At 41.8% G+C, this 12,764-nt stretch carries 18 protein-coding genes; all 18 read right to left on the reverse strand.

Translation table 11 applies throughout. The features are described 5' to 3' along the window. Window positions 1–678, reverse strand: coding sequence for a phage tail-collar fiber domain-containing protein (locus TSYNT_RS00950; RefSeq protein ID WP_059031315.1), 678 nt, complete (start codon window positions 676–678; stop codon window positions 1–3). Beyond that, window positions 678–1,415 (reverse strand): phage tail protein I, encoded by a 738-nt coding sequence (locus TSYNT_RS00955; RefSeq protein WP_083497590.1) that lies wholly within the window; start codon window positions 1,413–1,415, stop codon window positions 678–680. Before TSYNT_RS00955 ends, TSYNT_RS00950 begins: the two co-directional genes overlap by 1 nt. Beyond that, window positions 1,408–2,544 carry a baseplate assembly protein gene (locus TSYNT_RS00960; protein WP_059031316.1) on the reverse strand — a complete coding sequence of 379 codons (1,137 nt, stop codon included), beginning with the start codon at window positions 2,542–2,544 and terminating at the stop codon, window positions 1,408–1,410. Before TSYNT_RS00960 ends, TSYNT_RS00955 begins: the two co-directional genes overlap by 8 nt. Before the next feature lies 1 nt (window position 2,545). Beyond that, window positions 2,546–2,872 carry a GPW/gp25 family protein gene (locus tag TSYNT_RS00965; protein WP_059031317.1) on the reverse strand — a complete coding sequence of 109 codons (327 nt, stop codon included), beginning with the start codon at window positions 2,870–2,872 and terminating at the stop codon, window positions 2,546–2,548. 13 nt (window positions 2,873–2,885) lie between these two features. Continuing rightward, window positions 2,886–3,275, reverse strand: coding sequence for a phage tail protein (locus TSYNT_RS00970; RefSeq protein ID WP_059031318.1), 390 nt, complete (start codon window positions 3,273–3,275; stop codon window positions 2,886–2,888). Between the two features lie 13 nt (window positions 3,276–3,288). Further along, window positions 3,289–3,762, reverse strand: a complete 474-nt coding sequence (locus tag TSYNT_RS00975) for a phage baseplate assembly protein V (protein WP_059031319.1) — start codon at window positions 3,760–3,762, stop codon at window positions 3,289–3,291. Beyond that, window positions 3,762–4,784, reverse strand: a complete 1,023-nt coding sequence (locus TSYNT_RS00980) for a phage late control D family protein (RefSeq protein ID WP_059031320.1) — start codon at window positions 4,782–4,784, stop codon at window positions 3,762–3,764. The genes TSYNT_RS00975 and TSYNT_RS00980 overlap by 1 nt, the downstream gene beginning before the upstream one ends. 4 nt (window positions 4,785–4,788) lie before the next feature. Continuing rightward, entirely contained in the window at window positions 4,789–4,989 is a 201-nt protein-coding gene (locus TSYNT_RS00985) for a tail protein X (RefSeq protein ID WP_059031321.1), read from the reverse strand. Further along, window positions 4,986–7,229: a phage tail tape measure protein gene (locus TSYNT_RS00990; protein ID WP_059031322.1), complete on the reverse strand. Its 2,244-nt coding sequence runs from the start codon at window positions 7,227–7,229 to the stop codon at window positions 4,986–4,988. The genes TSYNT_RS00985 and TSYNT_RS00990 overlap by 4 nt, the downstream gene beginning before the upstream one ends. A gap of 155 nt (window positions 7,230–7,384) precedes the next feature. Continuing rightward, window positions 7,385–7,735 carry a phage tail assembly protein gene (locus TSYNT_RS00995; RefSeq protein ID WP_202859699.1) on the reverse strand — a complete coding sequence of 117 codons (351 nt, stop codon included), beginning with the start codon at window positions 7,733–7,735 and terminating at the stop codon, window positions 7,385–7,387. Between the two features lie 57 nt (window positions 7,736–7,792). Next, complete coding sequence (locus TSYNT_RS01000; RefSeq protein ID WP_059031323.1) at window positions 7,793–8,311, reverse strand: phage major tail tube protein; 519 nt, start codon at window positions 8,309–8,311, stop codon at window positions 7,793–7,795. 13 nt (window positions 8,312–8,324) lie between these two features. Continuing rightward, complete coding sequence (locus TSYNT_RS01005) at window positions 8,325–9,773, reverse strand: phage tail sheath family protein (RefSeq protein ID WP_059031324.1); 1,449 nt, start codon at window positions 9,771–9,773, stop codon at window positions 8,325–8,327. Window positions 9,774–9,775: 2 nt separating this feature from the next. After that, the gene (locus TSYNT_RS01010; RefSeq protein WP_059031325.1) at window positions 9,776–10,072 is read right to left on the reverse strand and encodes a KH domain-containing protein; all 297 of its coding nucleotides are present in this window, start codon (window positions 10,070–10,072) and stop codon (window positions 9,776–9,778) included. Between the two features lie 2 nt (window positions 10,073–10,074). After that, window positions 10,075–10,563, reverse strand: a complete 489-nt coding sequence (locus TSYNT_RS01015) for a hypothetical protein (protein ID WP_059031326.1) — start codon at window positions 10,561–10,563, stop codon at window positions 10,075–10,077. Next, window positions 10,560–11,123 (reverse strand): phage tail protein, encoded by a 564-nt coding sequence (locus tag TSYNT_RS01020; RefSeq protein WP_059031327.1) that lies wholly within the window; start codon window positions 11,121–11,123, stop codon window positions 10,560–10,562. Before TSYNT_RS01020 ends, TSYNT_RS01015 begins: the two co-directional genes overlap by 4 nt. After that, window positions 11,120–11,443: a hypothetical protein gene (locus TSYNT_RS01025; protein WP_059031328.1), complete on the reverse strand. Its 324-nt coding sequence runs from the start codon at window positions 11,441–11,443 to the stop codon at window positions 11,120–11,122. The genes TSYNT_RS01020 and TSYNT_RS01025 overlap by 4 nt, the downstream gene beginning before the upstream one ends. After that, entirely contained in the window at window positions 11,430–11,720 is a 291-nt protein-coding gene (locus TSYNT_RS01030; protein WP_059031329.1) for a DUF7210 family protein, read from the reverse strand. The genes TSYNT_RS01025 and TSYNT_RS01030 overlap by 14 nt, the downstream gene beginning before the upstream one ends. Then, on the reverse strand, window positions 11,721–12,764 hold the full coding sequence (locus TSYNT_RS01035; protein ID WP_059031330.1) for a major capsid protein: 1,044 nt from the start codon (window positions 12,762–12,764) through the stop codon (window positions 11,721–11,723). It abuts the gene before it with no gap.

The raw sequence follows: 12,764 nt of genomic DNA on the forward strand, positions 1-12,764 counted from the left end.
TTATATTGCTAGTCTTTTCCCTGCTTTATCCCATATTCCTTCTACAACTTCATCCTCTGTAATGTCATCAAAGTTGACTACAAATATATTGCTTGTAAAGTTGTTTAATGCTGCATTTTTCAGTATTGCTACTTCTACCCCCAGCATTAATATATCGTCAGCATTTTTCTTTACTGTCTCGTCTGTTCTTCCTTCTCCGGCTAGATCATTGAAATCTTCTCTTGTTGCGTATACAAGTGAGTCATCTACCTCTATTACAAGGTTTTCAGCATTACCTACAACTGTAATTAGCTGCAATAATATATCTACTGAATTTAATGTTTTAGGTGGTAAGAAATCTGCGTACATTCCTGTGTTAGTTACGCAATAAAGTATTTCTCCTTTATCTGGATCCTCTGCATAGATTCCTATTTCTCTAAGGAAAAATCCTTCTTCTATGTCTTTGTTTGTAATTACAGTTTGGATTATAGAAGTGCCATCGCCTTGAGTTTTGATGTCATTTATCGGGAATGATGTTTTGTAGTTTATTAAATTTGTTAGAGTGTTTAAATGTTGGCCTTCCCTTAATGCTCCATCTCCTACACCTACTCTTGTAAATTTCAGTAAAGTTCCTGATTGTACTTTTGCTTGTAGCTCTATACCATCCCTCGTTAAAACTAATTGACTGAAGTTAGACATTATTTCACCTCCGAAGTAATTGTTTTCTTGCTAACTCTCTTATTGGCTCCAGCTATATTTATATTGCCTTTAACTGTTATACTCTCATTTATTATCGCCGGCTTAATGGTCATGACTTTACTTTGTCTATAAGTTATTCCTGCGTATATTCTTCCGGATACGGTTATATCTTCTATCTTGTATGGGTTGAAGATCATTGTCTTAAGTTTCCTGGACCCAACTCCAATCCTAAAATCCATGACCCGGTCATGTTCTATTACTATTTTTTCTAGCCATGACCTAGTGTTTTTTACTGTATTGATTGCGTCAATAATTTTAGTATATTTTTCTTCGCTATCTATTAAATCTCTTGTGTGTATCTTGAACATGTAAGGTTTTCCATCATATTCGAACCATTCTTCGACCTGTCCTTTTCCGAATATCTCTGTCACAATTTCTTCTACGGCTGCTGGAGTGCCTTTTCTTTTGTGCCATCTTATTGAGTTTTTAACAAGCGTTCTTCTTATTTCAAGAGGTAAGCTTGTATCATAGAAATCGACATGTCGTTCCCATGCCAGAAGATCCACCAGGTCGCTCTCCAGTTCGTCTATTCTAGGCATTATTATGCAGTGTTTGGCCTCATTTACAACTAGCAAAAATTCATCGTCTACTGCCTTTGAGGCTGCTATTATATCCGGGTCGTGCCGTAAGTTTGGCGGCAAGAGATCTAGGAGCTTGACTTCATATATATCAATCATCTTCAAGCCCTCCATAAGTTACGGATACATTTTCAGCGACCGCAACCTGGTTTTTCTCTAGTTTTGCGAACACTGGTTCTACTATTTCAATCCTTTTTGCCCCAGCCTGAATAATTCTTGCGATAAGTTCAGACGGATTTATATCTCGTCCTATCTTTGATCTTTGCCATATTTGAAATTGAGATATCGCATTATCTACCCTTTGCCTTATAGATGTTTCTGCGGTCTCATCTTGGGTTCGAATATAATAGGTTAAGTTAATATTATAGCTTACTATATCCGGAGCACCTACCAACACATGGTCAGTTAATGGTCTTTTGTCTTTAGCAGATAAGTATTCTTTTAATCCATCTAAAAACGCTTGGCCAGGTATTTCTCCATTTTTAAGAAGAACTCTTATATCTACAGTGCCAGGGCCTGGTGAAGACACTGCAACATCTTCTATAAGCTGGCTGTATTTTTTTGCAAAAAACACATATCCTAGTTCTGATCCAGCTGTGCTATATCCTTCAGGGGCTAAGTTTATCTTTTCCCTGTAACTCTCATCGTCTTCCTCGTCGGCGCCACCCTGACTTGTGTCTGTGTTCACTACACTGGCAATCCATGGGAGAGGGTCGACGAGTATATTTATCTGCCCGGGCGTAAAGCCATTTCCTATTTCGCCGGCTACGGTGCACTCATTGACAGCTATAACTTCCGTTGCTCCAGCCGGCACTTCGATTGTTTCTAGAGTTTGAAAATATACATCTTTTTTTGACCTTACCCGAGTGCCGGCGGGGATATATTGTATTGTTGGCAAAGGTGTGCTTAAAATATATTTCATGGTTACGGTTGCCTTTTTTGCATCAGCTCGCGGAACATCATGATCTGCGCCCTTATGATCAAGAAATGGCCCTTTTGCATACTTTAGCAGATTTTGTTTTGCTGAGTAATCTATTAGCTGACGAAGTTGAAACTCGCGAAGTGCCTGGCTGTATAGCCATATTCTTATCGGGTCTCCTGGGAATAGCTTTTTAACTTCTCCGGTCTGCTCATAATATGCCTTTTCATAACCGGAAATAGTATCCGCCAATATTTCTTCAATGCTTTTTTGTGCAAAACTGACATCAGGGAGCTTATCGAGGTGCATCTTATGCCACCCCCTCTTTAAGTGTAAAAGTGACCACTGGAATAATCACTCCATCCTCATTATTCCTGGCCGTCTCGATGAAATCTACTTTGGTAACGGTTACACGCGGTTCGTTCCTATGGATAGCCTCAATTACTTCCGTTGATGTTCTGGCTTTTGCTATTGGCAAAGGCTCATCAAGAGGTGGAGTAATGCCAAATTCCCTATCAAGTGGCACTGAATATTTCGGAGTTGTAAGGATTGTATATATATTTTGCTTGATCTCATCTAGGCCGGTGGCACCAAAATTTATGCGAAATTGCGAATTTGAGCTTACGGTATATTCCACAGCACCACCACCTTTAAATATACTCTTCCAGTGTTAATTCCACCGAACTAATTAACACATTGCCTCTATTATCAATATGAGTCCATTTTTGAACCTGAGATTTTATAACCCATTTATTCACTCCTATGCCTTTTCCACCAATAACAAGCGGAACGGCTTCTCCTGAACGTGCAAGTGCTATCAATTCATCCATCTCTTTTCTAGGATTAATTCCGTATGCTACATCAAAGCGTATCTCAAAAGTTATCACATCCAGATCCGGGCCTAAAAACTCAGATTTAGGTTTTTGCAAATGTATTTCATGTTTTGCCCATCTACCTTCGGATGACCTTTCAAATTTGTCGAATGTGCGAACCGTCTCAGCCGATACAACAAAAACTACATTCCCTAAAGCTCCAATCATGAAATCACCGCCTTTATTGTGGCTTACCTAGCAATGGGTGCGTGTGATTCTTTAGACTTATTCCGTCTGCTATTACATCACCGGTTACGTTTACATCTTTATTTGCCACGATATTAATTGGCCCTGTTGCATTAATAGTAAGGGTGCTCTTTGAGCTGTCGTATTCTATTTTTGTTCCATCCTTGAAAACTACCATTCTTTTGTTACGGTCATCAGTAGGAGGCCTATCTTCATCGTTATACACGGACCCTATGATAAATCCTTCGGCATTTCCGGTGGGCAAAAATATGCATACTACCTGTTCACCAACATCCGGCATGTAGTAATCTTTGTTATTGCGCGTTTGGCGTTGTAAAACTACTAGGTTATGTGATACTACATTTTGAGCTCCAAAAACCACTCTCGCAGTAGATTTTGAAGGGTTAACCGAAGAAACTACACCGACCTTTATTATGTTTTTTAGCAATTTTAATAAATGGACGTTCATTAATACCCCTCCAATACTCTTCGAAGCTCAAGCTCTGTAGTATAACCCGCGCTCCCGCCTTCGTGTTTAGCCTCAGTTATAAAATATTTGCCATCAAATCTTCCCCAGCCTTTTAGATTAACCGTCACGCCGCTTACAAACCGAACATCCCCTGATAATTTAACATTGAAGGTGGTTTCTTCCTTGTTTTTTTCTCGCAAGCTTTTCTTCGCCAGCCGTTCAGCCTCGCTATAACTTGAAACCCTTTCGTTAATGACAAGGGTCCTCCCAACCTTTGGGCCATTGGGCGGGGTGTAAGTATATATGATGGGCTCTTTCTTATCTGACGCTTGATATTCAACCCGGCAAGCTGAATATATATCCCGAGTCTTAGAATTTCCACTATAGCTGATTACATTAGAGGATCCACGGGTAATAGTTGCAACCGGTTCCTGTTGCTCATATTTGCTGTCGTCAAAAATGATTATCGTTTTATTGGTAACTTTCAGCGATAGCCCGGCTTCTTCGCAAAGCCTTTGAAGAAATGCAATATCAGTTTCTTCTGTCTGCTCAATCCTGTCATATTCGGCATCATATTCAGTATCAAAAAACAGCTCCAGGCCGGATCCGCTAGCAATGTCGCTTGCCACGATAGATAGTCTTGTATTTTCCCACGCCCTATTCTTGTCTTCATCCCAAAGGGACGATGATACCGGCACCGAGACGCCTTTTATAGTCACAACATCTGGAGGGCCCTGCAGGTCAATATCGTCTATTTCAAACTGGCCCAGAGGCAGTCTTTGAACCTCTCCCTCGTAATTCCAGTTTCTGGTTATTATTTCGGCTGTAAGTGTAGCGCCCTTTTCGGGGAACCAGCTGGCTTTCCAAAGATCTTCTTTATCGTCAAGATTGATTTGCAAGTCATCAGCCTTACCATTTGCATAGTCGCTATATGAAAATCCAATAAGAAACCTCCTCAGGTCTGCACTGATGTTCTTGTTGTTGTAATTCACATTAAGTGTTGCTGTCCTCGCCTGAGCCACTAGATCACCTCTTCCAGGGCGGTAAAGTCTCCGGTGAAGGAATCTCTATATCTGGAATTCTTAATTTGATTCCTGCATCGAAAATTACAGTTTTAAGATGCTCTGGGTTGGCTTCAATAAGTTTATCAGCATATATCTCTGTTCCGTATACTTTGTATGAAATCATATCCCACGTATCACCTTGTATCGTTGTATATATACTCATCGAAACGCCAACCTCTCTTCCTGTCGTTTTAACATTTTTAATTGCTCAATAAGGCTTCTATTGCTAGTTTCAAGAGCCATTTCAACTTGCGGCCTGACGTTCTCACCGCCGGTAACATATATTTTGGGTGAGTTTTGGATTTGAAATATTACATCACCCCTGCCGGTTTTGGCGGTTTTTATGCCTAATAATTCACCAGTCTTCGCCCATAAAGACATGGCTTTTGATGATCCATCTATCGGAATTACCGCTTCAGGCCCTTTTTCAGCAAACCACGCTAAATGAGGCTTTGAAAATATGCCGCCTTCAGCATGGCCAGGAATCTCAATCGATACATTTCCACTTTTGCCCTTGCCTTTACCGAAATTAAAGAGGTTTTTGAACCAGTTTGCCTTGTCTCCAAGCCATTTGAATATTCCTGAAAACTTTTCCCTTATCGAATCTATAAAGCGTTGCAATGCTTCCAATGGTGAGTTCCATATAGTGGAGAACCATTCTCTGACAGTATCCCAGTTTTTGATAAGTGCATAACCTGCTGCTATTAGCCCCGCAATTGCCAATATTACAAGCCCGATTGGGTTTGCGCTCATAGCCGTATTTAAGAGCCATTGGGCAGCTGTCCAGGCTTTCGTTGCTATAGAAATGGCCATTATTTTAGCATGATAAAGAATAAGTCCGCCTACGTTCAAAAGGCCTCTTCCAAGGCTCATGGCCGTATTCCATAGCCACTGGGCACCTGTCCAGGCTTTTGTCGCTATAGTAGCAGCTTTTTGAGCAACTTCAGCTTTTTTGGTCCAGGAATAAAACTTTACAAACGGCGTTATAACTATCCCGGCAACATATCCTAGGCCTGTTATTGCAACGCTCATTCCTAACACTGCTGCGGTTCCTGTTACTATTAACCTTGTGAGCTCCGGATGTTTTTCCGACCATTTCGTAATCCGGTCAATTACTACCATGCCTTTTTCCGCAAGTGCAGAAACATGAGGCAAAAGTATACTTCCGATATTGATGCCGAATGCCCTTGCATAGTTCTTCAGTAGCTGCAATTGGTTTGCAGTAGTTTCAGATCTGGCCTCAAATTCCGCTAACATACTTCCAGTATATAATGTGGCATCGCCGACTTTGTTGAAGTTTTCTTCTAGTGCCTCAAGATTTGTAAGTAAGGGTGCTAATGCTCCTATGCTTTCTTTGCCAAAGAGTTCCCTCATGACCGCAGCTTGTCTTTCTTTAGGAAGTTTTTGCAAAGCTCTTAAAACCTGCATTATTGCACCTTCGGCATCTTCCTGCATTGCTATGGCCATTTTCTTGGCATCAAGACCAAGTGTCTTGAATGCTTCAGCCTGCTTCTTTGTTGCGCTTTCACCGGCCGTTAATGACAATATAAGATTTTTGATTCCGGTTGCTGCGACTTCTTCTGAAATACCCGTAGCAACCATTGTGGCACCAAGAGCAGCTATTTGTGCTGCAGCCGCACCCCCTACATCTCCCAAGGGACCTATTCTTTGAACAACTTCAGATATTTGAGGAGCTGAAGCTGCAGTTGTGTTGCCAAGATAGTTTATTTGGTCCGCCAGCACATTCACTTCATCCTGGGTCATTTTAAAAGCTGACCGCCATTCTGCCATAGTTTGGCCGGCCTCTTCAGCGGTAATATCAAACGCGACTCCCATAATAGCAGCACTTTCCGCAAACTTTACAAGTTCGTCTCTTGCTATTCCCGCTTGTCCTCCAGAGGCAACTATTTCAGCAAGGCCCTCAACGGTCATGGGAATGCGCCTTGATAACTCCAGTATGTCTTGTTCCATTTCTTTAAATTGCTGCGGTGTGTCAAAGTCTACTACTTTTCTTACATCAGCCATACTTGATTCAAAATCCATTGCGAATTTAACCGGAATACCTACTGTTAAAGCAGTTTCAATTGCCCCTAACATTCTTGAGCGCATCTCTTTTCTGAAAGTATCTACTCTTTTATCAAGCTCAATGGCCCTGGCAAGGTTTTTCTGCGCTCTTTCGGCACGCTCAAGCTCTGCAGAAAGCTTTTTATGGGCCGCCGCATATTCTTCAGTGCTAATTTTCCCATTTTTTTGGGCCCTTTCCAGCTCCCGGATTTGGGATCTGATGTTTGATATGTTTTGGTTCATTTTTTGCAATCGGTCGCTGGCGGTCATAAAAGCACTGTTCAGGGAGGAATTCACTCTTCCTGCTAGCTCAAATGCTATTTCAAATACCTTGGCCATCCGTTAACCTCCCTTCTTCCTCAACTCAAGCAATGTGCCAACCCACATGTCGAGTTCAGTAATAGGCCTTGATATCCAAAACTCTGCTGATGTAGCAGTGTTATATGACATGATCAGTGAAGTTTGCATGATGGCTTTAACAGGATTTTTACCTATTACTGAAATAAAAAATCCTGCACCACCATCGTTACTAAGGTGAAATCCTTAGCCGATAACTGCAGGATTAATTCTGTTGGAACTTTGGCCGCTTTTGCAGCCAGAACTGCAAGATATGTTTTTGACATTTCGGAAACCGGGTAAGTATCTCCCATGAGCTTAGATTCGTTTGACGCGGCGATAATATCTTCACCATTTAAGGATTCTAAATCCAGCTTTAATTCCTTATATTCTTTGTCTTCAAATTTAATGGGCCTGCTTAAAGGAACTCTCATATTATACTTGCTTTTGACATGGTTATACAGTTGCCCTAATTGGTTTTGGGCTTGCATTGGCATCGAATTGCTCATAATATTTCTCCTTTCGATTATAAAGAATTAACCCACCTTTTCAGGTGGGTTTTACTATTAAAGGCCAAGGGCCGTCCTGACATCCTTTAGGTAGTCCTTGCCGTTAATTTTGCAGATGTAGTTATATTTATCAATTTCTAGCACTTCTTTACCGTCAATTGTCATGTTTATATAGATTACTTCAAACTCGTTTGCAGCATCGCCCGTTGTGCCGACATCAAACTTTCCGAGTTCTGTAGTCTTTGGTATACATCTGAGCGTTACCTTAGTTGATGCAACTTTGTATTCACCTGTTCCGGCATTATATACCTGGTTTGCTCCGCGAAGGGTTAGATTGTGCGTCTTTGGCTGCGCTAGGTGAACAGTAGATTTTACCACTGTCCTCCAGTTCAGTTTTACCGTCATGCTTTCATAGTGCCCCAGAACAGGGCTGTCTACCTCGCCGGCAATACCTGCACCTTTTACAGTATCGGTCATGGCCTCAAGGCTCGGAAGTTCCACGTCTGCAACACCGAGAAGGTCATTTCCATCTTCGTATACACGAAAAGAGATTAACTTTTCTGGAACCTGATTCATCCCTTATCCCCCCTTACGCGAATAATGTCTGGAAGTATCCAGGATCGATTTCAACTATAAACTCTATCACCCTATTAGGTGCTGGCGGTGTTACATATACGTGGAACCTATGGATTCCATCCATTAAGTCAGTAACAGGGTTTTCGATGTCTAAAAACTCTACCCTACCACCAAGCAGGTATCCTCTGGCAACTAAGCCATTCAGCCATATATTTGCCGAATCTACAACATTTTCAATGGCTCGCCTTGACGGCGGATCATCTACCTTCTGCCAATATGTGAGCACTAAAGTGTTTGATATCCAGTCAATCATTCTCCGCACAGGTATAAAGCTGTCTTTTGGATCCGTTACTGATGGATAGGCTCCCGTTCTATTGCCCCAGGCTTTCCATCCGCTGATGAAATTCAAACAAGTTACAATGCCCTGGCCATTTAAGTATGATGCCTGATCAGGGCCCAGAGCGATGACTTTGTCTCCTGCTACGGCGCCGTTGGCCTGTAAGTTCTTATTCGAAGGGCTTACGTATGGTATATCGTCGTTCTCTGCATCGGTCCGGCACATTACACCTGATATTTGCGTAGAAAGATGATATACCTCATCCCCCAGTTTTATCTGTGGCCAACAAACTACCTGTCTTGCAGATGTATAGTTGTTTGTGTTTTTCCACTCTGATACATCCGTGTATTTTTGAACCTCATCGGTTGGAATGTCTACCACTGCAATACATTTGAAGTGTCCATTAATATTGCTTACCTTTGCCGTCATTACAGCTGCTACAACCGGATCCTTTGACCATTTTGGAGCAAGCACCATACCGGGAACTAGGCCAAAAAGAGGGAATACCTTATTCAGGGTTTCAAGGCCAGTGTAATCCCCAGTATCAATATCAATACCGCCAATGATATCATCGACTGTAACCAAAGATGCATCAACTTTGTCATATCCAATATAAAGCTCGGCTTGGTCTTTCGGAACACTACCGCCTTCGAGAATGGTTATAACTACATTGCCGTCTTTATCAAAAGCTGCTGCATAATCCGTATCGCGGATTAAATCGGCTCCGCCTGCTTCGAGCTTTGCAGTAATAGTATTCAGTAAAACTCCATCATCTGTTATCAGGATTTCACCAGCTTCAATCGCCATTGAAATTGGCTCAACCGTCTTTGTATGTTTTACTGGGTCCAATACATTGACAAAGACTACAGGAGAACAGGCATATTTGCCAAAGTGCGAGTCCATAAACTCACATAGAGTGTATTTTTCCCAGTCTTTGCTGTATCCTAGCTGCTCGACTGCTTCAGCGTAAGTATAGCACAAAGTAGGCTTATGAGTAGGCGCCGGGTCTCTGGCCAAGTGAATTGGTGCTGTTCCGAAAACTACCGGTAGACCTGCGGTTGTTGAAACGGCAGGAGTTATTGAAGTATCCACTTCAGATATATATACGCCATGTCTATAGGCCATTATTAATTCACCGCCCTTCCATGTTCTTTTATAAACCTGCTAATTTGAGCAAAATATGTGTTTTCCGGTGTTCCTGCAATCCCTATTTTCCTTTCCGTTTCAGTAAACTTATCCACGGGAACAATCAAGTGTTTAATTGCCGGGCACTGGCTAATCAATGGGTCAAGATGTTCGGGTATTCCACCATTATAAACTGTATACCGAAGCATGGCCCCTCCCGGCAGATTAGGGCCACAGTAAATTACTCGGTTCGGTATATCAACATTTGTAGTATTACTTGTTTTCTTTTTCTTGCTCAAGATCATCCCTCCTCAAAAAGATCCACCTCGGGAATAACTTGAGCAACCACCCATGTGGTCGTCATTATGCCTATCCACTGTGGAAATGGCTGCTCTTCGGGCATTTCCCATTGTATTGGCTTTTCAAGCTGGTATCGCTTTCCGATGATATATTTCTTACAAAGTTCTTGACGGATACGTTCTATAATGCTGGCCACGTCTTTCCAGCCCTCCGTCGTTTCTTCACTATATGTCCCGATTATGAATTTGACAACGGCAGTTGCACTTTGCTGCGCATCCGTCCCTTTGACTAGTCTCACTATAACAAATGGGAAATCGAGTATTTCATCGTCACTATCGCCTTTGTATCTTGGCTGTTTTGGCGGCAAATACCCGGTTACCACTTGAGGCGGTTTTCGAAAATTCTCTTTTTTGGTTTCAAGGAAGTAATTTTTTACTACTTTTTCCGCAAGATTTTTTAACTCTTCCACCAAATAAACCGGGGTTATCATTTACCTACCCCTTTCAATAGCCTGTTTATTTCGTGCTCAAGCCTTTTTTCAACTCTTTCCCTTGCCTGTTCTTCAACATACTCAGTGACAGACTCATGGCCGAGCATTTGCGGAACCGAAGGACCATATAGTTGTTTTATCGGTAGCCGAGCTTTTCCGACCCGTTCAAACACTCCTACATGGCCAGATTCCATCTTTGCTACAAATGCCCCAGGAATCGGGCCTCCTCCACCTCTTGTTACCCTGGCTATAATCGGTTTTTTCCTTCGCGTCTTTGGCGGACTTGACGGTGTTATTTTGAATTTCGATAGCGCTACAGGGCTACCGGATGCTTTTACTATTGCAGTTAGATCATCGTATGTCGCTTTTTTAATTTGAATAGTATCACTTACATCTTTGGCTTTGATGATATATCTTTCTCGCACCTTTTTTACTGCATCGGTCCTGGCGCCTTCAACCGAACGATTCAACGCATTTACGATGGCTTTTGAGGCCCCATTCGGTATATCTTTTAGCAGTATTTCTGCCCTTTCAATTTGCTTTGGATCAATTTGTATCACGATTCATCAGCTCCAAGAGTAATTTCCAGCACTCCCATATCCTCGGAGCACTCAACGACAAAATATAGCTTTCCATCCAGTCGTAAATCTTGGCCATAAACAGGTCGAAAGGGGAGATCTTTCGACTTTACATACACTACAATCTCCCCTTTATATATGCCATCGAATCGTTCACTTTTGTTCTGGCTCCTTATTTTTACTATGTCACTGTCAATTACCGCAGGAGCTTTATATCCGCCAATCTCGTGAATTTCGGCAAACTCATCTAGGTTGAAGAATGTATCTAAATCTGTTTTTGTGTAATCTTTAAACCTCATCATTTTTCAACTGCTCCTTAATAGCAGCTCTGATTTCTTTGACGGTCATTCTTTCATTCAATTTCATACCAAGTTCTGTACTGTAAGCTAATAGCTCTTTTTTGGTCATTGATTCAATGTTCGGCTGCGGATTATCAATCTCTTGAATATCCTCTATAGGTTCGGCATCACCCAAGCTAATAAGCCTGGATTCATCTCTTGAGTTTATATCTTCAATGATTTCTCCAGGCTTATATAGCTTACCGTTATGCCTTATTGTAGTTTTAGCTTTGACCGCCATTTACATCACCTTTGCAACAAACCAAGAATCCACCTCGTGAGGTATGGGCAAGGGTTTTGAATTGAGCTGTACAAACCTTCTTGATGGTTTTTTCTCCACCCAGGAATCAGGCACTCTGGGCCCTTCGACAGTGTAGAAATTACCGTCTTCATCTATAAGGGTTATACCTGCATAGGCCATAGTATAATTTGCCCTGGTGCTAAGCAATAAAACAGTTCCATTAGGCACCAAGGGTTTTGTTTCAGGTTTATCTGGATCTGTCCAATCGTCTAAATACCACTCATTGTATTGATAAATATCAAGGCCTAGTTGATTAATGGTTCCAACATAGGTTACGCCGTTTGGAAGCTGTCTGGGTGCAATAATGGCAAGTTCATAATTTTTCACGTCAAGAACATCTTTTACCTTTGGATGCTGTGTGAATCTATTTGCAACATCGCCGGCCATAACGCATATGTCGGGATTTACAAGACCTTTTTTCTGGACCTGTTCATACCAGTTTTTGAGGTCTAGTAATGGATCAGATGCATCGTTGGACCATTGGTCATCTCCGGAAAGTGTTTCCTTGTTTGTAAACTGAAAATCTATTTCATAATCGAGCCCTTCACCTTTTACCGGTATTTTCCCGGTTATCAGGGCTTGTGCACACATCCACTCTTCTCTTCTGGTGATCATTTCATCCAATTTCGCAAGGTCTTGGCCAAGTTTTATTGCAGCTCTCTCGGCCGGAGTCATCCCACCGTAAAGAGGTTCTCCCGGAAGCCTGTTCATCAAATCATCAGCGGTAGTAATTGTGTCCGGTGCAACAAGTGCAGGTTCAAAAATATTGGTTGTATAGCCGGTGTTTTCTACCGTTTTTCCGCCAATTTTAGGATGCACAAACGGAGCTAATTTGCGGTTTCCTTTGACAAAATCAGCCTGCACGGTTTTGGTTGGGAAGGTCTCAATGTTCTTGAAAAACGTGGTTTTAAAAAAGGTGTGGACTGGTGCCATCCTTTCGACGGCCTTCATCATTGTTCTTGGTTCAAAAAGATTGATAAGCAT

It is taken from the genome of Tepidanaerobacter syntrophicus, from assembly GCF_001485475.2.
GTDB classification, from domain to species: Bacteria; Bacillota; Thermosediminibacteria; order Thermosediminibacterales; family Tepidanaerobacteraceae; genus Tepidanaerobacter; species Tepidanaerobacter syntrophicus.

Coding starts and splice junctions, on each gene's coding strand:
- TSYNT_RS00950 (WP_059031315.1), bottom strand. CDS start 678: ATGTCTAACTTCAGTCAATTAGTTTTAACGAGGGATGGTATAGAGCTA.
- TSYNT_RS00955 (WP_083497590.1), bottom strand. CDS start 1,415: ATGATTGATATATATGAAGTCAAGCTCCTAGATCTCTTGCCGCCAAAC.
- TSYNT_RS00960 (WP_059031316.1), bottom strand. CDS start 2,544: ATGCACCTCGATAAGCTCCCTGATGTCAGTTTTGCACAAAAAAGCATT.
- TSYNT_RS00970 (WP_059031318.1), bottom strand. CDS start 3,275: ATGATTGGAGCTTTAGGGAATGTAGTTTTTGTTGTATCGGCTGAGACG.
- TSYNT_RS00975 (WP_059031319.1), bottom strand. CDS start 3,762: ATGAACGTCCATTTATTAAAATTGCTAAAAAACATAATAAAGGTCGGT.
- TSYNT_RS00985 (WP_059031321.1), bottom strand. CDS start 4,989: ATGAGTATATATACAACGATACAAGGTGATACGTGGGATATGATTTCA.
- TSYNT_RS00990 (WP_059031322.1), bottom strand. CDS start 7,229: ATGGCCAAGGTATTTGAAATAGCATTTGAGCTAGCAGGAAGAGTGAAT.
- TSYNT_RS00995 (WP_202859699.1), bottom strand. CDS start 7,735: ATGAGCAATTCGATGCCAATGCAAGCCCAAAACCAATTAGGGCAACTG.
- TSYNT_RS01000 (WP_059031323.1), bottom strand. CDS start 8,311: ATGAATCAGGTTCCAGAAAAGTTAATCTCTTTTCGTGTATACGAAGAT.
- TSYNT_RS01005 (WP_059031324.1), bottom strand. CDS start 9,773: ATGGCCTATAGACATGGCGTATATATATCTGAAGTGGATACTTCAATA.
- TSYNT_RS01015 (WP_059031326.1), bottom strand. CDS start 10,563: ATGATAACCCCGGTTTATTTGGTGGAAGAGTTAAAAAATCTTGCGGAA.
- TSYNT_RS01025 (WP_059031328.1), bottom strand. CDS start 11,443: ATGATGAGGTTTAAAGATTACACAAAAACAGATTTAGATACATTCTTC.
- TSYNT_RS01030 (WP_059031329.1), bottom strand. CDS start 11,720: ATGGCGGTCAAAGCTAAAACTACAATAAGGCATAACGGTAAGCTATAT.
- TSYNT_RS01035 (WP_059031330.1), bottom strand. CDS start 12,764: ATGCTTATCAATCTTTTTGAACCAAGAACAATGATGAAGGCCGTCGAA.